At 70.8% G+C, this 20345-nt stretch carries 18 protein-coding genes and 1 pseudogene; 10 read left to right on the plus strand and 9 right to left on the minus strand.

Annotation, left to right across the window (positions count from 1 at the left end):
• Positions 1 to 83 precede the first annotated feature (83 nt).
• Positions 84 to 299, plus strand: coding sequence for a hypothetical protein (locus ACZ6EG_RS07035; RefSeq protein ID WP_469602345.1), 216 nt, complete (start codon positions 84 to 86; stop codon positions 297 to 299).
• Positions 300 to 440: 141 nt separating this feature from the next.
• Here the strand turns inward: ACZ6EG_RS07035 and ACZ6EG_RS07040 are convergent, their stop codons facing one another.
• From ACZ6EG_RS07040 to ACZ6EG_RS07050, 3 genes are all read right to left on the minus strand, one after another.
• Positions 441 to 1430: an MASE1 domain-containing protein gene (locus ACZ6EG_RS07040; RefSeq protein ID WP_469602348.1), complete on the minus strand. Its 990-nt coding sequence runs from the start codon at positions 1428 to 1430 to the stop codon at positions 441 to 443.
• Between the two features lie 50 nt (positions 1431 to 1480).
• Positions 1481 to 2311 (minus strand): PP2C family protein-serine/threonine phosphatase, encoded by an 831-nt coding sequence (locus ACZ6EG_RS07045; RefSeq protein ID WP_356611674.1) that lies wholly within the window; start codon positions 2309 to 2311, stop codon positions 1481 to 1483.
• A gap of 274 nt (positions 2312 to 2585) precedes the next feature.
• Positions 2586 to 3131, minus strand: a complete 546-nt coding sequence (locus ACZ6EG_RS07050) for a pyridoxamine 5'-phosphate oxidase family protein (RefSeq protein WP_469602351.1) — start codon at positions 3129 to 3131, stop codon at positions 2586 to 2588.
• Between the two features lie 141 nt (positions 3132 to 3272).
• On the opposite strand from ACZ6EG_RS07050, the gene ACZ6EG_RS07055 reads away from it, so the two are divergent.
• Positions 3273 to 4091, plus strand: a complete 819-nt coding sequence (locus tag ACZ6EG_RS07055) for a siderophore-interacting protein (RefSeq protein WP_469602354.1) — start codon at positions 3273 to 3275, stop codon at positions 4089 to 4091.
• 127 nt (positions 4092 to 4218) lie between these two features.
• Here the strand turns inward: ACZ6EG_RS07055 and ACZ6EG_RS07060 are convergent, their stop codons facing one another.
• Both ACZ6EG_RS07060 and ACZ6EG_RS07065 read right to left on the minus strand, forming a co-directional pair.
• Positions 4219 to 4611 (minus strand): VOC family protein, encoded by a 393-nt coding sequence (locus ACZ6EG_RS07060; RefSeq protein ID WP_391968935.1) that lies wholly within the window; start codon positions 4609 to 4611, stop codon positions 4219 to 4221.
• Positions 4608 to 4904, minus strand: a complete 297-nt coding sequence (locus ACZ6EG_RS07065) for an ArsR/SmtB family transcription factor (protein ID WP_391968936.1) — start codon at positions 4902 to 4904, stop codon at positions 4608 to 4610. The genes ACZ6EG_RS07060 and ACZ6EG_RS07065 overlap by 4 nt, the downstream gene beginning before the upstream one ends.
• A 366-nt stretch (positions 4905 to 5270) precedes the next feature.
• Here ACZ6EG_RS07065 and ACZ6EG_RS07070 point away from each other — a divergent pair, with 366 nt between their 5' ends.
• The gene (locus tag ACZ6EG_RS07070; protein WP_469602356.1) at positions 5271 to 5789 is read left to right on the plus strand and encodes a lytic polysaccharide monooxygenase auxiliary activity family 9 protein; all 519 of its coding nucleotides are present in this window, start codon (positions 5271 to 5273) and stop codon (positions 5787 to 5789) included.
• A gap of 147 nt (positions 5790 to 5936) precedes the next feature.
• Positions 5937 to 6595: pseudogene (locus ACZ6EG_RS07075) on the plus strand (chitinase).
• Between the two features lie 190 nt (positions 6596 to 6785).
• Here the strand turns inward: ACZ6EG_RS07075 and ACZ6EG_RS07080 are convergent.
• Positions 6786 to 7856 (minus strand): glycoside hydrolase family 43 protein, encoded by a 1071-nt coding sequence (locus tag ACZ6EG_RS07080; RefSeq protein WP_469602358.1) that lies wholly within the window; start codon positions 7854 to 7856, stop codon positions 6786 to 6788.
• 263 nt (positions 7857 to 8119) lie between these two features.
• Here ACZ6EG_RS07080 and ACZ6EG_RS07085 point away from each other — a divergent pair, with 263 nt between their 5' ends.
• The 6 genes from ACZ6EG_RS07085 (at position 8120) to ACZ6EG_RS07110 (ending at position 16735) form a co-directional block, all read left to right on the plus strand.
• Positions 8120 to 10339: an alpha-N-acetylglucosaminidase gene (locus tag ACZ6EG_RS07085; protein WP_469602361.1), complete on the plus strand. Its 2220-nt coding sequence runs from the start codon at positions 8120 to 8122 to the stop codon at positions 10337 to 10339.
• Positions 10340 to 10450: 111 nt separating this feature from the next.
• Positions 10451 to 11329, plus strand: a complete 879-nt coding sequence (locus tag ACZ6EG_RS07090) for a glycerophosphodiester phosphodiesterase (protein ID WP_469602364.1) — start codon at positions 10451 to 10453, stop codon at positions 11327 to 11329.
• Positions 11330 to 11451: 122 nt separating this feature from the next.
• Entirely contained in the window at positions 11452 to 12750 is a 1299-nt protein-coding gene (locus tag ACZ6EG_RS07095; protein ID WP_391968942.1) for an ATP-grasp domain-containing protein, read from the plus strand.
• A 19-nt stretch (positions 12751 to 12769) separates the two neighbouring features.
• Positions 12770 to 14815, plus strand: coding sequence for a CocE/NonD family hydrolase (locus ACZ6EG_RS07100; RefSeq protein WP_391968943.1), 2046 nt, complete (start codon positions 12770 to 12772; stop codon positions 14813 to 14815).
• Between the two features lie 42 nt (positions 14816 to 14857).
• A complete protein-coding gene (locus ACZ6EG_RS07105; RefSeq protein WP_391968944.1) occupies positions 14858 to 15364 on the plus strand; it encodes a nucleotide triphosphate diphosphatase NUDT15 in 507 nt (168 codons plus the stop codon).
• Between the two features lie 174 nt (positions 15365 to 15538).
• Positions 15539 to 16735, plus strand: a complete 1197-nt coding sequence (locus ACZ6EG_RS07110; protein ID WP_469602369.1) for a glycoside hydrolase family 64 protein — start codon at positions 15539 to 15541, stop codon at positions 16733 to 16735.
• Between the two features lie 105 nt (positions 16736 to 16840).
• On the opposite strand, the gene ACZ6EG_RS07115 is transcribed toward ACZ6EG_RS07110, so the two are convergent.
• The 3 genes from ACZ6EG_RS07115 to ACZ6EG_RS07125 all read right to left on the minus strand — a co-directional run bounded on the left by ACZ6EG_RS07115 (position 16841) and on the right by ACZ6EG_RS07125 (position 20313).
• Positions 16841 to 18280 (minus strand): GH1 family beta-glucosidase, encoded by a 1440-nt coding sequence (locus tag ACZ6EG_RS07115; protein ID WP_469602372.1) that lies wholly within the window; start codon positions 18278 to 18280, stop codon positions 16841 to 16843.
• A gap of 101 nt (positions 18281 to 18381) precedes the next feature.
• The gene (locus tag ACZ6EG_RS07120; protein WP_391968947.1) at positions 18382 to 19305 is read right to left on the minus strand and encodes a carbohydrate ABC transporter permease; all 924 of its coding nucleotides are present in this window, start codon (positions 19303 to 19305) and stop codon (positions 18382 to 18384) included.
• A 12-nt stretch (positions 19306 to 19317) separates the two neighbouring features.
• Complete coding sequence (locus tag ACZ6EG_RS07125; protein WP_391968948.1) at positions 19318 to 20313, minus strand: carbohydrate ABC transporter permease; 996 nt, start codon at positions 20311 to 20313, stop codon at positions 19318 to 19320.
• Between the last annotated feature and the right edge of the window lie 32 nt (positions 20314 to 20345).

Genomic DNA, 20345 nt, shown 5'->3' on the forward strand with positions numbered 1-20345 from the left:
GGCCGTGTCGAACGGCCGCCGTGGGACCGGTTGGCCATCCTGGGCCGGTACCGGCGCCCATCCCCCACCCTAGGAGCACGGCCATGCCCACGGACTCTGCCGGACGCTTCCTGGCGGCGCTGGACCCGGACCACCGGGAAGCCGTCCGTGCCCGGTCCCGCGAGGAGCAGGAACGCCTGGCGGAGGAGTGGGAGCGGGAGCTCCAGGCGGACACGGACCTCGACACCCTCGACGAGTTGTCCCCGTCGGCGGCGGAGGGTGAGGCGGCCCGACGGGTCATGGGGACGGAGCGCGACTGAGAGCCGGACGCCGGAGCCGGACGCCCCCGCGACCAGGAGCCACCCCACGCGCGGAACCGGCGTCACCGCCGGGACCCGTATGCGGCGCGGACACGGCCGCGCCGTCCACGGCAGGGGGCCCGCACGACCGCGTCCCCGCGCTCACCGGGCGTCCCGGCCGGGTGTCCCCGCGTTTCCGGAGCCTCCGGCGTTGAGGTGCTGCAACGCCTCGACCAGTTCGTGACAGGCCCGCTCGACCGACCGTCTGGTGTTGAGCTGTTCGCTGATGACGGCGGAGAGCAGGAGCGCGGTAAGCCCCAGGGTCCCGTTGAACGCCTGCAGTTTCATCATGGTCTCGACGTCGGTGAGCCCGCCGAAGGAGCCGGTCTCCTGCCTGGCCGCGACGGTGGCGACCACGGAGGCGAAGAGGGCGCACGGCATCCCTCCCGCCAGCTGGAACCGCAGTGCGGCCCAGACGAGCAGCGGGTACACGAGGAACAGGGCGCTGACCGAGCTGTACGTGACCATCGGGACCAGGACGCACACGACGAGGGCGAGGCCCGCGGCCTCGATCCACCGGCCCGACGGGGGCGGCCGGCGCGCCCGGTGCAGCAGGAGCAGCAGGGGGGTGACGAGGACGACGCCCATGGCGTCTCCCACCCACCACGCCAGCCAGACGAGCCAGAAGTCGTCGGGAGCGAGTTTGTCCGTCAGGACGAGTACGCCGACGCCGGTTCCCGAACTGATCAGCATGGCCGCCAGCGCTCCCAGGAACACGAGGGCGAGGCCGTCGCGCAGACGGCTCAGGCTCACCCGGAACCCGACCGCGCGCAGCATCAGGCAGGCACACACGGGTGCGACGGTGTTGCCCAGCACGATCCCGACGGCCGACAGCCCGGGAACCGTGAGCGACGCGACGACCAGCAGGGCGCCGATCGCGATGCCCGGCACGCACCGGAACCCGAACAGCAGCAGACAGGTCAGGGCGACGCCGGTGGGGGGCCAGATCGGGGTGACGACCGCTCCGTCCGCGACCAGCCGCTGCGAGAGCCCCAGTCGCCCCGCCGCGTAGTAGCAGACGGCGACGAGCAGCGTCTCGCAGGCGAGGACGACCGGTCGCGGCCATGCACGGATACCCACCACAGCAGCCATCAGACACCGAGGCGCCCGAGTCAGCGATCCCAGACGTGCCCCGGCCCGCCCTACGGCGTAACACCGCGACCGTCGTGGCCCACGACGAGCACGGCGGCGTCGTCCTCGTGTCCCACCAGTTCCGCGTTCTTCAGGACGGCCGCCGCGAGCGAGTGTGCCTCCATGCCCGCGACGGCGGCGATGCCCGCGAGCCGTACGACCCTCGCGAGTCCTTCGTCGACGCTCAGGGACGGCCCCTCCACCACGCCGTCCGTGAGCAGGACGAAGACGCCGCCCGTGTCGAGCTGGTACCGGGTCACGGGGTATTCGGACCCCCGCAGGATGCCCAGCGGCGGTCCCCCCTCGTCCTCGGAGACCTCGGCCTTGCCGTCCGCCGTGGCCCAGACACAGGGAATGTGCCCGGCCCGCGCACTCTCCAGCTCGCCGGTCGCCGGGTCGAAGCGCATGAACGTGCAGGTGGCGAAGAGGTCCTTGTCCAGGGTCAGGAGGAGGTCGTTCGTGCGGGCGAGCAGGTCGCCCGGCTCACTGGTGACGGAGGCGAGCGCCCGCAGGCCGACGCGGATCTGGCCCATGAAGGCCGCCGCGTCGATGGCGTGGCCCTGGACGTCTCCGACGGAGAGGCCGATCCGGCCGTCGGGGAGTACGAAGGCGTCGTACCAGTCGCCGCCCACGTTGAGTCCGGCGTAGGCGGGTGAGTAGCGGGCGGCGAGGTGGATGCCGGGGACGACGGGCAGGTCGGCGGGAAGCATGTCGCGCTGCAGGGCGATCGCCAGTTCCATCTGGGACCGGCGCAGCTCGGCCAGCTCGCGCGTCCGGGTGGTGAGCGACGCCAGCCTGGCCAGCAGCTCTTCACCGTCAGGTGCGGGACGCCTTCGGAACATCCGCCACTCCCGAGCCGGGCCGCCTCCGTCCGGGCGTCACCGTGCGGTTCGGGGCGGCCCGGAGACCGGCTCCCGGCACGCTCGTCGCGGAGGCCCGAACACTTCTGGTCGCACATCACCCGGGGGTTTCTCGTAAGCGCCCCGAACAGTGCAAGTCTCTCATTCACCCCCGGAAGGGGCATGCCGAGGCCGGCGGTGCGGCCGCGTGGGGGGCGACACCGTGGAGGCTCGGCTCTCGCGGACCCTCGTCACTCCTGGCGGAGCCACTCGCGCGTCAGAACGACCAGCGCGTGTGGGTGTACACCCCGTCGTCCCGGCCGAATCCGTACGCCGTGGCCGGGGCGAGGGCGAAGACCACCACGTCCCCCTTGCGGACGTGGTCCCCCATCCCGTGGAAGGTGCCCTCGGGCGCGGTGATGTGCGGGCCGTACTTGGTCTCGTGCGCCTCGATCACCCGTTCCAGTACCGCCGGGTCGGTCACCCGCACCGCCGTGCCCTCGACGACGAGGTCGAGTCCTTCGGTGAGCGAGTTCCGTCCGGCGGTCAGCGCACAGTGCCCGTCGTGAGCGAGGTTGCGCGCCTTCTGTTCCTCGGGACCGGTCGAGAAGTACAGCACCCCGTCGCTCCAGGCGGCGATCACGGGGGTGACGTGCAGCCGGCCGTCGGGCCGCACGGTGGACGCCCAGAAGATCTCGGCCTCGTCCAGGTGTCGCAGGGCCTCGGTCCATGGCGTGGCGGTGACGGCCTCGGACCCTGGACGCGGGTTGAGCGCGGAACTGTAGCGGGCGTCTAGCTCGGCCGTGGGTCGCTGTTCGGGCATGACGGACTCCTTTCCCTCCCCATGTCGACCCGCCGGCGGCGCGTAAATCATCGCTCGGCCGGGAGTCGGTGGAGCGACGGGAGGCGGGCATCCGTCCGGGCGTCCACCGAACGACGGGAAAGTTAGGATAGCCTTACCTTCATGGCCAAGGTTCGTCGGCTCACGCCACAGCACCCCCGGATGTTCCGCGCCCGGGTCGTACGCGCGGAACGGGTCTCCCCGTCCATGCAGCGCGTGACGGTCACCGGAGACAGCCTCGCCGAGTTCCCGTGGGCGGGCTACGACCACTGGTTCCGGCTGTTCTTCCCGCTGCCCCGCCAACAAGGGCTCCGGCTGCCGGAGTTCACCGGTTCGCAGTGGTGGCAGCCCTATCTGGCGATTCCCGAGCACGAGCGGCCGCACTGCGCCAACTACTCGGTGGCGGACTTCCGAGCGCGGTCGGCCGAGCTGGACATCGACTTCGTCGTCCACCGCGGTCCGGGAGGCGAGATCGAGGGCAGGGCCGCGATCTGGGCCTGCCAAGCCGCTCCGGGAGACACCCTCGCCCTGCTCGACCAGGGCATCCTGTTCGACTGCCCGCGCGACGCCTCCGAGGTCACCATCGTGGCCGACGAGACCGGACTGCCCGCTACGGCGAGCATTCTCCGGTCCCTGCCCGCCGGCACCGTCGGACGGCTCATCCAGGAGGTCCCGACCCCGGACGACCGGCGCGCACTCGACGCCCCGGCCGGCGTGTCCGTCTCCTGGGTGGTACGTGAGGACCGCACCGCGGTCCCCGGCGCGGGCGCGCTCCGCGAACTGCGACGGCTCACCTCCGCCGCCGCGACCGGGTACGCCTTCGTCGTCGGCGAGTCGATGCTGGCCACCGAGGGACGCAGGCACCTGCACCGTGCGGGGCTGCCGAAGGACCGCATCACCTTCTCGGGTTTCTGGAAGCACGAGAAGGCACAGGCAGCCTGACCGACCGCCGGGAACGGGCCCGCACCTCGCCCCCACAGCGGCGACACGCCCGCCGGCATCCCCGGTGACCCGGCTCCCCGTCCACGGTCCCTCGCGCCGGGGGGGTGCCGGGAACCGCGCGGGGCGCCTACTGCTCCTGTGCGGCGATCTGGATCAGGTTTCCGCAGGTGTCGTCGAAGACCGCGGTGGTGACCGGGCCCATCTCCAGCGGTTCCTGGGTGAAGTGGACACCGTGGCCGCGCAGGCGCTCGTACTCCGCCTTCACGTCGCCGACCGTGAACTGGGCGAGCGGGATGCCGTCCTTGACGAGTGCGTCGCGGTAGGTCCGCGCGGCCGGGTGGCCCGCGGGCTCCAGCAGGAGTTCGGTGCCGTCCGGCTCCTCGGGGGAGACGACGGTCAGCCACCGGTCCTTCTCCCCCACCGGGACGTCGTGCTTCTTCACGAAGCCGAGGATCTCCGTGTAGAAGCGCAGGGCCTCAGCCTGGTCGTCGACGAAGATGCTGGTCAGGCGGATTCTCATGGGGAGCTCTCTTCCGGTCCTTCGGGTGGGGGCCATCGCTCGGCGATCTGCCGCAGCGGGGCCGTGTTCAGGTCGTGGTACTTGTAGCGGCCCTCGCGGCTGGTCTCCACGAGCCCGGCCGCCTCCAGCACCGCGAGGTGCTGGGAGACGGCCTGCCGCGAGATGCCCAGCTGGTGCTTCATGCTCAGTCGCGAGCAGATCTCGAACAGTGTCTGCCCGGACCGCTCCGCGAGCTCGTCCATGATGATCCGGCGCGTCGGGTCGGCCAGGGCTTTGAAGAGGTCGTCGGCCACACGGCCCATGATAGGCAAGCTCTGACTTGCCTATCAAGTCGAGACACGTCAGGCGGCGAACCGGCACCCGGATCACCGAGGGGCACACCGTCCGCCCCCGCGACACCTGGACACCTCACCGACCCCCGCACGCCACACCCTTGACACGGTCATGTCGGCCGCTTGTATGGTCCAGTCCAACAGAACTCGCCGTTCCGCTTGGAGAGTTGACCCCTGTCCGAGCAGCGCTCCTGACCGGAGCGACGAGTATGCCCACCTTCGCGTCTCTCGATCCCCCACTCACGAGAGGCCGGACCCGACGTGCGCGTCACCCCCCACACATGACCGCGCGTGCTCCGGGGTCGGCCTGAGCTGAAGGAGTTCCACATGCACGCAGGCAGGAAGACCGCCGTACTGATCGGCGCGGCCCTCGCCCCCGTCATCGCCGTCAGCCTCCCCGCCGCCTCGGCGAGCGCCCACGGCTACATCTCGAACCCGCCCAGCCGCCAGGCCCAGTGCGCGGCGGGCACCGTGTCCTGCGGGGACATCACCTACGAACCCCAGAGCGTCGAAGGCTCCAAGGGCCTGACCAGCTGCAGCGGCGGCAACAGCCGCTTCGCGGAGCTGGACGACGACAACAAGGGCTGGGCCGTCACACCGGTACCCAGGAACGCGACGTTCTCGTGGAAGCTCACCGCCCAGCACTCCACCAGCACCTGGGAGTACTACGTCGGCGGTCAGCGGATCGCCCTGTTCGACGACGGCGGCGCCAAGCCCGGCGCGGTGGTCGACCACCAGGTGGACTTCGGCGGCCTGAGCGGCCGGCAGAAGGTGCTCGCCGTGTGGAACGTGGCCGACACCGACAACGCGTTCTACGCGTGCATCGACGTCAAGGTCGGTGGCTGACGGATCCGGTGAAGGAGGCCCCGGGGGCAGGAGCCCCGCCCCCGGGTGCCGGAACCGTCCCGGCCGGGGGCGGGAGCGTACGGGAGCACACCGCCGCCCCCTCTTCCTCGGCATGCCGTACCCCCACCCGATCAGGAGTCGACCACCGTGCACCGTCGTACCTTCGCCCTGCTGGCCGCCACCGGCGCGGCCGCCGCCCTCTGCACCCTGACCCTCGCACCGACCGCCGCCGCCGAGAAGTCCGACGCACGCGCCGCCGGATTCGTGGTCACCGAGGCGCAGTTCGACGAGATGTTCCCGAACAGGAACTCCTTCTACACCTACAGCGGTCTCACCGCCGCGCTCAGCGCCTACCCCGGCTTTTCGAACACCGGCGACGACACGGTGAAGAAGCAGGAGGCCGCCGCCTTCCTGGCCAATGTCAGTCACGAGACCGGCGGGCTCGTCCACGTCGTCGAGCAGAACACCGCCAACTATCCGCACTACTGCGACACGACCCAGCCGTACGGCTGCCCGGCCGGCAACGACAAGTACTACGGGCGCGGCCCCGTGCAACTCAGCTGGAAGACGCGGCCGTGGCCTGGAAGACCGGCCTGTGGTACTGGAACACGCAGAGCGGGCCCGGCACCATGACACCGCACGACGCCATGGTCGACGGCGCGGGCTTCGGGGAGACGATACGGGCCATCAACGGCAGCCTGGAGTGCGACGGCGGGAACCCCGCCCAGGTCCAGAGCCGGATCGACAACTACCAGCGCTTCACCCGTCTGCTCGGCGTCGCCCCCGGGGACAACCTCGGTTGCTAGGGAGTACCGCTCGACGGACACGGGCGTCGTGCCCCGCGGAAGCCTCTACGCGGCACGGCGCCCCCGCCGCCGGGTCACCCGGTGACCGGACCTCCGGGCCCGCCCACCGCGTCGTACGCAGGGCCGAGGCGGGGACCGCCGCGGGACAGTGCTGGGCCTTCACGTGTCCGAGCCGGCGCCGGCCCCGGTCCTACTCGAAGAACTTGAGGCTCCAGCCGGTGTCGCTGCGGGGGCCGGGGACGCCGGAGCGGCTGTAGGTCGTCCCGCCCCACCAGCAGAAGGTGCCGGTGTACCAGTGGCGGTTCTCCCAGGCGTACGGCGTTCCTTTCGCGACCGCGTGGAACATCAGGGGGAACCGGGGACCGGCGGGCGGGCTCGTGGCGATGTCGCCGTCCAGCAGGACGAAGCTGTGGTGGCCGGGGCCGTCGACGTGGAGCGTGGGGTCCCAGCCCGGCATCATGGTGGAGCGGTGGGAGCCGAACAGGCAGCCGTTGGACTTGTACCAGTCCCACACGTAGGTCGGGTCACCGCCGGCCCGCAGCCTCAGGTCGGCGAGGCAGTACTGGTCGCTCCAGCTCCCGTTGGCCGAGTACGCGATGTGCAGTTGCCCGTTCGGGTCCAGGACGGGCTCGGGCCCCTCGTTGATGAACGGGTTGCCCACCACGCGCTCCCAGCTCTCCCGCGGCTGCGAGATGACGTACCGCGCTCCGGTCGGCGTGGTCGGGCTGCTCATCCGCGCGATGTAGAGGTTCTGCTCGACGTTGGTGTCGCCGGCCCAGCCCGACCAGACGAACCAGCGCTGCCCGGAGAAGGTGAACAGGGTCCCGTCGATGGCCCACTTGTCGTCGGGGAGGGCCAGACGCGTCTCGGCGGTGTACCCGCTGTCCGCGGTGGCCGAGCTGATCACGTACATCCGGTGGGCCGCTCCGCGCCCGGCCGAGAAGTAGATGTGGTAGCGGCCGCCGTCCCGCACGATCTCGGGCGCCCACACCTCGCCGCGGTCACGGGTGTCCCACCAGACCTGCCGAGCGGGAGCCGACGCCAGGGCCGCCGTCGACGCGGCCTGCCGTACCACGATGCCGCCACCGGCGGACTGCACCGAGACGTAGGTGCCGCCGACCCGGATCACACTGGGGTCGGCGGCCCGCAGGCCGGTCTGGTCCGCCTGGGCGGGACCGCCGGAGGACAGGAGCAGCAGGACGGCGAGGACGCCGGACGAGGCGGCGGCGACGGCGCGGAAGAGGTGCCGGAAAGGCTTCATGTTCCCTACCTCGGTGGGCTCCACAGGGTCTGCGTGTCCGCGGCCGCTCCACTCCGTGTTCCACCGCCTCTTCCCCGGGCCGCTTTTACATCGATGGAAGAAGACTCGCTCAGCATCCCGATTCGCACTGGACATGTCAATGCGGTGGGCGTGACCGGAGGTGCGCCGCACGGAGCAAAGGGGCCGAGAGTCGGTCTTGACCGGTGACCCTCCGCCCTCCATATTCACGAACACACCGTCGACGACACGGACAGAGGTGACCGGTGAGAAGCCTCAGACCCTGGGCTGCCCTGTACGCGGCCGTCGCTCTCGTCCTCCTCACCACGGCCCTGCGGCCCGTCCCCTCCCCCGCGGCGGCCGCTTCCACGGGCGAGCCGGCCTTCGCCACCCAACCCGCCAGGGCAGCCCTCGCCCGGCTGCTCCCACGCCACGCCGCGCAGTTCACCCTCGTCGCCGTGGACCGCCCGGAGTCCGGCGACTGGTTCGGCGTCTCCGGCGGCGCCGGACGGGTACGCGTGCAGGGCACCAGTCCCGCCGTGCTCCTCAGCGGCGTCAACTGGTACCTCAAGCACACGGCCCACGTGGACCTCGGCTGGCCCGGCCGGAGCACGGCCCGACTGCCCCGCACCCTGCCCGCCCCCGACGACCCCGTCCGCAGACAGGCCTCGGTCCCGCACCGCTTCGCGCTCAACGACACCGACGACGGCTACTCCGGCGCCTACCGCGACTGGGCCGACTACGAGAAGCAGATCGACCTCCTCGCCCTGCACGGCGTCAACGAGGTCTTCGTGCAGATGGGGGCCGACGCCGTCTACTACGAGACCCTCCAGGAGTTCGGATACTCCGAGGACGAGCTGAGGTCCTGGATCCCCGGACCGGCACACCAGCCCTGGTGGCTGATGCAGAACATGTCCGGCTTCGGCGGCCCCGTCTCCGAACGCCTGCTCCGGGACCGCGCGGACCTCGGCCGCCGGATCGCGGACCGGCTGCGCGAACTCGGCATGACTCCCGTACTGCCCGGCTACTACGGCACCGTGCCGCCGGGTTTCACCGAGCGCAATCCCACCGGCCCGGTCGTCCCGCAGGGTGACTGGGTCGGATTCGAGCGGCCCGACTGGCTCGACCCGCGCAGCGCGGTGTTCCCGAAGGTGGCCGCCTCGTTCTACCGCCACCAGCGGAAGCTGTTCGGTGCCTCGACGATGTACAAGATGGATCTGCTGCACGAGGGCGGACGGCCCGGGAACGTACCCGTGCGGGACGCCGCGCAAGCCGTGATGAAGGCTCTCCAGACCGCCCGCCCCGGCGCCGTATGGACTCTGATCGGCTGGCAGAACAACCCGTCGACGCAGATCATCGACGCCGTCGACAAACGCAGGCTGCTCATCGTCGACGGGCTGTCCGACCGCTACGACGGCCTCGACCGCGAAGCCGCCTGGCACGGCGCGCCCTACGCCTTCGGCACCATCCCGAACTTCGGCGGACACACCACCATGGGTGCCAACACCGCCGTCTGGGCCGAGCGGTTCGAGCGGTGGCGCACCAAGGCAGGGAGCACGCTCGAGGGCATCGCCTACATGCCGGAGGGCACCGGCGGCAACCCCGTCGCCTACGAGCTGTTCACCGAACTGGCCTGGCGTACGGAACCCGTGGATCAGCGGAAGTGGTTCGCCGGGTACGCGGAACGCCGCTACGGCGGCCCCGACCCGCATGCGAGTGCCGCGTGGGAGCTGCTGCGCGCCGGCCCGTACAGCACCCCCTCCGGGACGTGGAGCGAGTCGCAGGACAGCCTGTTCACCGCGCGGCCCCGGCTCACGGCCACCAACGCGGCGAGCTGGAGTCCGGGCGCGATGAGGTACGACCCGGACACGGTACGCCGGGCGCTGGCCGAACTGCTGCGGGTCGCACCGGCCCTGCGCAGCACCGACGCCTACCGTTTCGACCTGGTCGACGTCGCCCGCCAGGCCCTGGCCAACCACAGCCGGACCCTGCTCCCGCAGATCAAGGCCGCCTACGACGCCGAGGACCTGCCCCGCTTCCGGGAGCGTGCCGCCGACTGGAAGAGGAGCCTCACGCTGCTGGACCGGCTGCTCGCCACGGACACCCGCTTCCTCCTCGGCCCGTGGCTGGAGGACGCGAAGTCCTGGGGCCGTACGGGGGCGCAGAAGGCCGCTGCCGAGTTCGACGCACGCTCGATCCTCACCACCTGGGGGCACCGCTCCGGCAGCGACTCGGGCGGCCTGCGGGACTACGCCAACCGGGAACGGTCCGGACTGGTCTCCGACTTCTACGCGATGCGCTGGACCAAGTACCTCGACTCGCTCGACACGGCTCTGGTCACCGGCCGACCGCCGGTCGCCATCGACTGGTTCACCCTGGAGAACGACTGGAACCAGCGGCGTGACCGATACCCCGTGAAGGCGTCCGGCGCTCCCGTGGCCCTGGCCACCGCGGTACTCCGGGCCGTTTCCACGCCCTCCTCCTGACCGGACAGGGACCGGTGGCGGCCCCATCCGGGACGCCACCGGTCCGCGACGACCGTTCCCCGCTCCGCTCCACCGGTTGGTCACATGACACGGGAGGCTGCAGTGAGACAGGTGGGCAACAGACGCACGGGCTTCGTGGTGGCGGTGCTGGGCGGTCTGGCCCTGGCACTGACCTCGACGACCGCGCACGCCGACGAACACGCCACCGGCACCACAACCAAAACCCCAGGCACCCCACCCGACGCCATCGCCCACCGCGGATCCTCCGGCATGGCCCCCGAGAACACCGCCGCCGCCATCAACCTCGCCCTGCGACAACGCGCCGACCACGTCGAAATCGACGTCCAACGCACCAAAGACGGCAAACTCATCAACTTCCACGACTGCACCATGGAACGCACCACCAACATCGAAGACATCTACCCCAACCGCCCCCGCTACCGCGTCTCCGACTTCACCTGGAACGAACTACGCACCCTCGACGCCGGCTCCTGGTTCCACCCCAAATACACCGGCGAACCCCTCATCACCCTCGACGACGTCATCAACCGCATCCACCACACCCGCACCGGACTCCTCGCCGAAATCAGCCCCTGCACCCACCACACCACCATCGCCACCGACCTCGCCCACCACCTCAAAACCAAACCCCGCTACATCCGCCACGCCCTCACCCGCAACCAACTCGCCGTCCAGTCCTTCCAGACCGACGACGCCAGGGAATTCCACACCCACCTCCCCGACATCCCCATCGGCATCCTCAACGCCCAACGCCCCACCGACACCGAACTCCTCCAGCTCAGCCAATGGGCCGACCAGATCAACCCCCAGCACACCGTCACCGACCAGACCCTCGTCGACCGCATCCACCAACTCGGCATGGACATCAACGTCTGGACCGTCAACGAACCCGGCGCCATCCGCACCATGACCGCACTCGGCGTCGACGGCATCATCACCGACTACCCCCAGACCCTCACCCAGCGCTGACCTCCCGTTCTCCTCTCTCCGCCGCCCTCGTTCGCCGCCTCGCCGCGGAACCGGGTCCAATGCACGGGGGTTGCCCGCGCCGCGCACGGGTACCCCGCCGATCTTCGCGAGAGAGGAGAGCCATGTCCGACGAACACGTGAGGAACGTCTTCGTGGTCGGTCTCGACGAGGCCAACCTTCCGACGCTGAGGTCCGTGCCGGGTGCCGATTCCCTGCGCTTCCACGGCCTTCTGACGGTCGAGGAGCTACAGGGCGGCGAGGTCTCGCTGCCGACGGTCATCGAGAAGGCACAGAAGGTGCTGGACGCCTTCGACGGGAGCATCGACGCGATCGTCGGCTACTGGGACTTCCCGGTCAGCACGTTGGTGCCGATCCTCGGAGAGCGCTACGGCACCCGCACCACGAGCCTGGAGTCCGTGGTCAAGTGCGAGCACAAGTACTGGAGCCGGCTCGAACAGCAGAAGGTCACCGATCGCCACCCGCGCTTCGGCCGGGTCGACCTGGAGGCGGACCCACCGCGCGTGCCGGACGGCATGCGGTTCCCGATGTGGCTCAAGCCCGCCCTGTCCTACTCCTCGGAGCTGGCCTTCGGGGTCGACGACCAGGAGGAGTTCGGCACGGCCGTCGCCGAGATACGCGAGGGTGTCTCCCGCATCGGCCGTCCCTTCGAGCACATCCTCGACCAGGTCGACCTGCCGGCGGAGATGGACGGGGTCGGCGGCCAGGTGTGTCTCGCCGAGGAGTCGCTGAAGGGCGTCCAGGTCGCCGTCGAGGGGTACGTCCACCAGGGCGAGGTGACCGTCTACGGCACGCTGGACTCCATCGACTACCCGAACTCGCCCTGCTTCCTGCGCCACCAGTACCCGTCCATGCTGCCCCCGCAGGTCATCGCCCGGCTCCACGACGTCACCGAGCGGGTGATGCGCCGGATCGGCTTCGACTCCGCGACGTTCAGCGTGGAGTACTTCTACGATCCGGGAAGCCAGGACATCAGTCTGCTGGAGATCAACCCGCGGCACTCCCAGTCGCACGCCGAGCTGTTCCAGTACGTGGACGGCGTGCCCAACCACCACTGCATGCTCGCCCTCGCCCTCGGCGAGGACCCGCGGATGCCGCACCGCCAGGGCCCCTACGCGATGGCGGCGAAGTGGTACCACCGGTGGTTCACGGACGGTGTCGTGCGTCATGTGCCGACCCCGGAGGAGGTGTCCCGGATCGAGCGGGAGATACCGGGCGTGCGGATAGAGGTCCTGCCCGAGCCGGGACAGCGGCTCTCCGACCTGTCCCAGCAGGACAGTTACAGCTACGAACTCGCGCACATCTTCACCGGCGGCGACGACGAGGAGGACCTGCGCAGGAAGTACGACCGGTGCGTCGCCGCCCTGGGTCTCACCTTCGACGAGGCCCCCGGGGCGGCCTGAGAGCAAGGAGCGGCCGACCATGCGTCATGTGACCAGCCTTCCCTTCACGACGAAGGAAGAGGAACACGTCGTCATCCCCATGTCCGACGGTGTGCGCCTGTCCGCGCGCATCTGGCGTCCGACGTCCTCGGACCAGGAGCCGGTGCCCGCGGTGCTGGAGTACATCCCCTATCGCAAGCGGGACCTCACCGCCGTGCGGGACTCCGTCCACCACCCCTACATCGCCGGGCACGGCTACGCCTGTGTCCGCGTCGACCTGCGCGGCACCGGCGAGTCGGAGGGGGTGCTGCGGGACGAGTACCTCGAACTGGAGCAGCGCGACGCCGAGGAGGTGCTGGCCTGGATCGCCGAACAACCCTGGTGCGACGGCGCCACCGGGATGATGGGCCTCTCCTGGGGTGCTTTCGCGGCCCTCCAGGTGGCGGCGCGGCGCCCTCCGAGCCTCAAGGCCGTCGTCATCGCCTCCTTCACCGACGACCGGCACGCCGACGACATGCACTACATGGGCGGAGCCATGCTCTCGGACAACCTGGCCGAGGCGGGCACCATGTTCGCCTACGCCACCTGTCCGCCCGATCCGGCCGTGGTCGGCGACCGCTGGCGGGACATGTGGCACGAACGGCTGGAGAACACCGAGCCCTGGGTCCTCCAGTGGCTGCGCCACCAGCGCCGCGACGACTACTGGCGGCACGCCTCGGTCGCCGAGAACTACCAGGACGTACGCTGCCCGGTGCTCGCGTCCAGCGGCTGGGCGGACGGCTACTCCAACGCCGTCACCCGTCTCCTCGCCCACCTGGACGTACCCCGCAAGGGCCTCATCGGTCCGTGGTCGCACAAGTTCCCGCACCTCGGCGAGCCCGGCCCCGCCATCGGATACCTCCAGGAGGTGGTCCGCTGGTGGGACCACTGGCTCAAGGGCGTGGACAACGGCGTCATGGACGGCCCGATGCTGCAGACGTGGATGCAGGACAGCGTCCCGCCGTCGACGTCGTACGAGGAGCGGCCGGGCCGCTGGGTGGCGGAACCGTGCTGGCCCTCTCCGCACGTCCGCCCGGTCACGCACCCGCTCACCCGGCACCGGATCGGGCCTCCCGAGGAGGCGGGCGACCAGCCGGCGAGGAGCGGGGAGGGCCAGGCGTCGACCGTGCGGTCCCCCTTGTCCGTCGGGCAGTTCGCCGGCAAGTGGGCCTCGTACAACGCACCGCCCGACCTGCCCTACGACCAGCGAGAGGAGGACGGCGGTTCACTCGTCTACGAGACCGAACCGCTCACCGAGCGGGTGGAGATCCTGGGTTCGCCGACCGTCGACCTCGACCTGTCGGCCGACGAACCGGTCGCCATGGTGGCCGCGCGCCTCTCGGACGTCAGCCCCGACGGGGCGGCCACCCGGGTCACCTACGGTCTGCTGAACCTGACGCGGCGCGACAGCACCGAGCAGCCCGAGCCGCTGGAGCCCGGCCGTCGCTACCGCGCCACCGTGCACCTCAACGGGGTGGCGCAGAGCTTCCCGCCCGGTCACCGCATCCGGCTCTCGCTGTCCACGTCGTACTGGCCGCTGGCCTGGCCGCCGCCGAAGCCGGCGATGCTCAGCGTGCACGACGGCTCCAGCACGCTGACCCTGCCGGTGCGCCCCCCGGAGCGGGACGACGACACGCCGGCCGTGCCGTTCGGCGAGCCGGAGGGCACCTCCCCCCTCACCACCACCACGCTGACGCCCCCGGAGGAACGCTGGGACGTCAAGCGCGACCTGGTCGGCTACCACGCCCAACTGGAGACGGTGAAGGACCGGGGCACGGTCCGCTTCGAGGAGATCGGTCTGGACGTCGGACGCCGCGCCTATGAGCGCTATGCCTCCGTAGCCGACGACTTCACGTCCGTCAGCGGCGAGTCCACGTGGACCATGGGCTTCCGGCGCGACGAGTGGGACGTGCGCGTGGTCACGCACACCCGCCTCACCTGCGACGAGGACAGCTTCTTCGTCGACGCCACGCTGGACGGCTACGAGGGCGGCCGCCGGGTGTTCTCCCGCACGTGGAACGAGTCGGTACCTCGCGATCTCCTGTAGGGCGCCGGGACGCGGTGCGCCGCGGTGGTGTGGAATGGCCGGGTGAACTCCGCTGCCCCCGGCCCCGAGCGGCCCGGACGTGCCCGTCCCGCCTCCCACAGTCTCACCGGTGTGGGCCTCGCCGTCCTCGATCCCGCCGGCCGGGTCCTGCTCGGCCTCGGCCACGACGGCCGTTGGGAACTCCCGGGCGGCAAGGTCGACGCCGGGGAGGACTTCGAGTCGGCCGCCGCCCGTGAGCTGTGGGAGGAGACCGGTCTCACGGTGCCCGCGGGCGAGGTGCGCATCCTGGCGGTCCTCGTCGACGGCCTGAACGGACTGACCCGTGTGACGGCCGCCGCCGTCACCGGGCGGGCGACGGGCACGCCCCGGGTCACCGAACCGGACAAGATCGCGCGGTGGGACTGGTTCGCCCGCCACGCGGTTCCCGCGGCGCTCTTCCTTCCGTCCGCCTCGGTGCTGGACTGCCTGTGGCCGGAAGCGGTACCGCGAGGATCCGCCGCGGTACGCCGGTACAGGGTGCTCGGCGCCCCGGCCGACCGCTCCGGCTGACCGGCCCGGCTCGCGGGCCGCACACCGGGCGCCCATGCTCGCCGGGCGCGGCTGCCTGGCTCGGTGTTCCCCTGTCCGCGGCATTGACATGAACGCGTCGCGGCGCAACGCTGAGAGCGCTCTCAGAATCGGTACGGACCAATTTCCTCCCCCCACACCGCACGGAGGTGGAGAGTGCTCTCGAGCCTCAAACACCGTCTGCTCGCCGCCGCCACGGCCGCGGGCCTGGCCGGCGCCCTGCTCACGTTCGGCGCCTCACCGCCCGCGGACGCGGCGGTGCCCGCGACCATCCCCCTGAAGATCACCAACAACTCCAGCCGCGGCGAGGCGGTCCACATCTACACGCTGGGCACCTCCCTGACGACGGGACAGCAGGGCTGGGCCGACGCGAACGGCACCTTCCACGCCTGGCCCGCCGGCGGCAATCCCCCCACCCCCGCACCGGACGCGTCCATCCCCGGGCCGGCCGCCGGGCAGACCAAGACGATCCGGATACCGAAACTGTCGGGACGGATCTACTTCTCCTACGGCCAGAAGCTCGACTTCCGGCTGACCACGGGCGGCCTGGTGCAACCGGCCGTGCAGAACCCGAGCGACCCGAACCGCAACACCCTGTTCAACTGGTCCGAGTACACCCTCAACGACTCCGGCCTGTGGCTGAACAGCACCCAGGTCGACATGTTCTCCGCGCCGTACACCGTCGGCGTGCAGCGGGCCGACGGTGGCGTGAGCAGCGCCGGGCGGCTCAAGGCGGGCGGCTACAAGGCGGTCTTCGACGCCCTGCGGGCGCAGAGCGGCTGGGGCGGGCTGATCCAGACCCGCTCCGACGGCACCGTGCTGCGGGCCCTGTCGCCGCTGTACGGGCTGGAGACCGGCGCGCTGCCCGCGTCGGTCATGGACGGCTACATCGACCGCGTCTGGCAGAAGTACGCGTCCGCCACGCTCACCGTCACCCCGTTCGCCGACCAGCCGGGCACCAGGTACTTCGGTCGGGTCTCCGGCGGCGTCATGAACTTCACCAACGGCGCGGGAGCGGTGGTCACGAGCTTCCAGAAGCCGGACGCCTCCAGCGTCTTCGGCTGCCACCGGCTCCTGGACGCACCCAACGACCAGGTTCGCGGCCCGATCTCGCGCACGCTGTGCGCCGGCTTCAACCGCTCCACGCTGCTGAGCAACCCGAACCAGCCCGACACCTCGGCGGCGAACTTCTACCAAGACCCCACGACCAACCACTACGCCCGCGTCATCCATGACCGGATGGCCGACGGCAAGGCCTACGCCTTCGCGTTCGACGACGTCGGGCACCACGAGTCGCTGGTGCACGACGGCAACCCGGCCGAGGCCCGGCTCACGCTCGACCCGCTCGGCTGACCCGGCACACAGGAGTCCGCCCCCGGCCACCGCTGACGCGGGGCCGGGGGCGGGCTCGTGGTGCGGCACGCGGCGGGGCGGCCGGGCCGTACCGCACCGGTCCGGTCAGGCTCCCGGCAGGACGCCGGTGCGGGCGACCTCGGAGTACCAGCGCGCGCTGGCCTTGGGGATGCGGGTGCCGGTCGGGTAGTCCACGTAGACGGTGCCGAAGCGCTTGCTGTAGCCGTGAGCCCACTCGAAGTTGTCCAGCAGCGACCACAGGAAGTAGCCGCGCACGTCCGAGCCGTCCACGATGGCCCGGTGGACGGCCGCCAGGTGGTCCCGGACGTAGGCGATCCTGGCCGGGTCGTTGACCTGGCCCGCCGGGTCGGCGTAGTCGTCGAACGCCGCGCCGTTCTCCGTGATGACCAGCGGCAGCCGGGGGAAGTCGGACGACAGCCGGCGCAGCAGGTCGTACAGGCCGGTGGCGTCGACGGCCCAGCCCATGGCGGTGGTGTCGCCGGGCGGCTGGTGGAAGGCGACCCGGTCGGCGGCCGGCCAGGGGCTGTGGGCGCTCCTGCCGTGTCCGTCGGAGGTGTGGGTGCCGCTGCCGTCGGCCTCGGAGACCACGGTCGGCGTGTAGTAGTTGACACCGAGGAAGTCCAGCGGCTGGTTGATCTGCCGCAGGTCGGCGTCCTGGACGAAGGACCAGTCGGTCAGCGCCGCGGTGTCCTTGAACAGGTCCTCCGGGTAGGCGCCCTCCAGCATCGGGCCGGTGAAGACCCGGTTGGCCAGCGCGTCGATCCGGCGGACCGCGTCGACGTCGGCCTCGCTCCCGGTGAGCGGGCGGACCTGGTGGATGTTGAGGGTGACGGAGCACTGGACGCCGGCACGGACCCGGTCGCGCAGCGCCTGGACGGCCAGTCCGTGCGCCAGGTTGAGGTGGTGGGCGGCGCGCAGGGCGGCGACCGGGTCGGTGCGGCCGGGGGCGTGCACACCGGAGCCGTAGCCGAGGAAGGCGCTGCACCAGGGCTCGTTGAGGGTGGTCCAGGTCTTGACCCGGTCACCGAGGGCGTCCGCGGCGAGGGCGGCGTACTCGGCGAACCGCTCGGCGGTGGCGCGTTCGGGCCAGCCCCCCGCGTCCTCCAGCTCCTGCGGCAGGTCCCAGTGGTAGAGGGTGGCGACGGGCTGGATGCCCTTGTCCAGGAGGTCGTCGACCAGGCGCCGGTAGAAGTCCAGCCCCTTCTGTACGGCGGGGCCGCGGCCGGTGGGCTGGATCCGGGGCCAGGCGAGGGAGAACCGGTAGGCGTCCAGGCCGAGTTCGGCCATGAGCGCGACGTCCTCGCGCCAGCGGTGGTAGTGGTCGGTGGCGATGTCACCGGTGTCGCCGTTGCGGACCCGGCCGGGGGTACGGGCGTAGGTGTCCCAGATGGACGGCGTACGGCCGTCCTCGGTGGCGGCGCCCTCGATCTGGTACGAGGCGGTCGCGGAACCCCAGAGGAAGCCCTTGGGGAAGGTACGGGCGGCGTCCGGGGCGGACGGGGTCTGCTGTGCTGCGGTGACCACGTAAGTCCTTTCGAGGTGGGGGTGTTCGCGAGCGCGCGAAAGCAGGAGGCAGGGGGGCGACGCGGGCCCGGCGGCTCGGCACCGGGCCCGGCGGCCGGCGGTCAGCCCTTGACGGCGCCCGCCATGATGCCGCTGACGATCTGGCGGCCGAAGACGATGAACATCAGCAGCAGGGGCAGCGTGCCGAGCAGCGCGCCCGCCATGATGAGCGACTGGTCCCGGACGTAGCCCGCGCTGAGCTGGGTGAGGGCGACGGGGACCGTCGGGTTGGTCATGTCGAGCACCACGAACGGCCAGAAGAAGTCGTTCCACGCGTGCACGAACGTGATCATGAACAGCACCGCCATCGCGGGCCGTGCCACGGGCAGCACGATGCTCCAGAAGATCCGCAGCGAGTGCGCCCCGTCCACGCGGCCGGCCTCGACGAGTTCGTCCGGCAGCGCCTCCGACAGGTACTGCCGCATGAAGAAGACACCGACGGCGCTCACCAGCGTGGGGAAGATGACGGCGGGCAGCTGCTGCGACCAGCCCAGCTCGGACATCATCATGAACAGCGGGACGACACCGAGCTGCGGCGGCACCATCATGGTGCCGATCACCAGCATCAGCAGGGCGTTGCGGCCCTTGAACCGCAGCTTGGCGAAGGCGAACCCGGCCAGGGTCGCGAACATCACCGTGGACAGGGCGATCACCCCGGCCACGATCAGGCTGTTGACCATGGCCTTGCCCATCGCCGCCTCGTCCCAGGCCCGGGCGAGGTTGCTGAACAGGTTCGGGCCGGGCAGGAAGGGCGGCGGCGTCTGGCTCACCCGGGTGTTGTCGGTGGAGGCGGCCACCATCGTCCAGTACAGCGGGAAGATCGACAGCAGCGCCATGACGGCGAGCAGGACGTAGGCGAGCGGGCCGGCGTGGTGCTGGCGGCCGGCACGCTGGCGCAGCAGACGGCGGCCACCGCGGCCGGCCGGCTTCTCGACGGGGGTCCGGTCCGGGGCGTCCGTCCGGACCGGGAGGCTGTGGGTGGTCATGGCGACTCCAGGTCAGGACGTACGGGAACGCAGGCGCTTGATCAGGCGCTGCACGACGAAGACGAGGACGAGCAGCATGAACATCGCCCAGGCGACGGTCGCCGAGCGGCCCATCTGGTAGTTCTTCCACCCCTCCTCGTACAGCAGCAGGCCCAGCGTCTGGTACTGGTTGTCCGCGCCGCCCGTGACGCCGTTGGGCCCCTGTCCGAAGATCAGCGGCTCGCCGAAGAGCTGGGTGGCGCCGATCGTGGAGAGCACGATGGTGAAGACGATCGTGGAGCGGATCCCGGGGATGGTCACATGGGTGAACTGCTGCCACCGGGAGGCACCGTCGAGGGAGGCCGCCTCGTACCGGTCGGCGGGGATGGCCTGCATGGCGGCCAGGTAGAGCAGGGCGTTGTAGCCGGTCCAGCGCCAGATGACGATGGTGGAGATCGCGACCTGGGCGGGCCACTTGTCGGCCTCCCAGTTCACCGGGTCGATGCCGACCGTGCCGAGCGCCCAGTTGATCATGCCGAAGTCGCGTTCGAAGATCATGGTGAACACGAGGGCGGCCGCGGCCACCGATGTGGCGTACGGGACCAGCGACGCGACGCGGAAGAACAGCGAGGCGCGCATCCGGTAGTTGAGCAGGTGCGCCAGTCCGAGCGCCATCATCAGCTGCGGCACCGTGGAGATGACGCCGATGGTGAGGGTGTTCTGCAGCGCGTTCCAGAAGCGCGAGTCGCCCCACAGTTCGACGTAGTTGTCGAACGCCACCCACTCCATCACGTCGAGGGTGGCCAGCTCCACGTCATGGAGGGAGATCCAGGACGTGTAGACGAGGGGGTAGAAACTGAACGCGGCGAAGACGACGAAGAACGGCGCGACGAAGGCGTACGGGGCGCCCTTGACGTCCAGCCGGTGCAGCAGCGCGCCACGCGGCCGGGCCGTGCCCTCGCCGCCTGTCCTGCCGGACCCGCCGGGCGGCTCCTTGCCGGCCGGGGCCTTGGTGGTGGAGGTGGCCACCGGAGTTCCTTCCTGAGAGCGGGTGTCTGGGC

The sequence above is a fragment of the Streptomyces sp. NPDC041968 genome (assembly GCF_055589025.1).

Excerpts from the sequence above, each read along its gene's own strand:
- ACZ6EG_RS07045 (WP_356611674.1), bottom strand. The coding sequence starts at position 2,311 with ATGTTCCGAAGGCGTCCCGCACCTGACGGTGAAGAGCTGCTGGCCAGG.
- ACZ6EG_RS07080 (WP_469602358.1), bottom strand. The coding sequence starts at position 7,856 with ATGAAGCCTTTCCGGCACCTCTTCCGCGCCGTCGCCGCCGCCTCGTCC.
- ACZ6EG_RS07060 (WP_391968935.1), bottom strand. The coding sequence starts at position 4,611 with ATGAGAATCCGCCTGACCAGCATCTTCGTCGACGACCAGGCTGAGGCC.
- ACZ6EG_RS07050 (WP_469602351.1), bottom strand. The coding sequence starts at position 3,131 with ATGCCCGAACAGCGACCCACGGCCGAGCTAGACGCCCGCTACAGTTCC.
- ACZ6EG_RS07095 (WP_391968942.1), top strand. The coding sequence starts at position 11,452 with ATGTCCGACGAACACGTGAGGAACGTCTTCGTGGTCGGTCTCGACGAG.
- ACZ6EG_RS07035 (WP_469602345.1), top strand. The coding sequence starts at position 84 with ATGCCCACGGACTCTGCCGGACGCTTCCTGGCGGCGCTGGACCCGGAC.
- ACZ6EG_RS07070 (WP_469602356.1), top strand. The coding sequence starts at position 5,271 with ATGCACGCAGGCAGGAAGACCGCCGTACTGATCGGCGCGGCCCTCGCC.
- ACZ6EG_RS07055 (WP_469602354.1), top strand. The coding sequence starts at position 3,273 with ATGGCCAAGGTTCGTCGGCTCACGCCACAGCACCCCCGGATGTTCCGC.
- ACZ6EG_RS07120 (WP_391968947.1), bottom strand. The coding sequence starts at position 19,305 with ATGACCACCCACAGCCTCCCGGTCCGGACGGACGCCCCGGACCGGACC.
- ACZ6EG_RS07040 (WP_469602348.1), bottom strand. The coding sequence starts at position 1,430 with ATGGCTGCTGTGGTGGGTATCCGTGCATGGCCGCGACCGGTCGTCCTC.
- ACZ6EG_RS07100 (WP_391968943.1), top strand. The coding sequence starts at position 12,770 with ATGCGTCATGTGACCAGCCTTCCCTTCACGACGAAGGAAGAGGAACAC.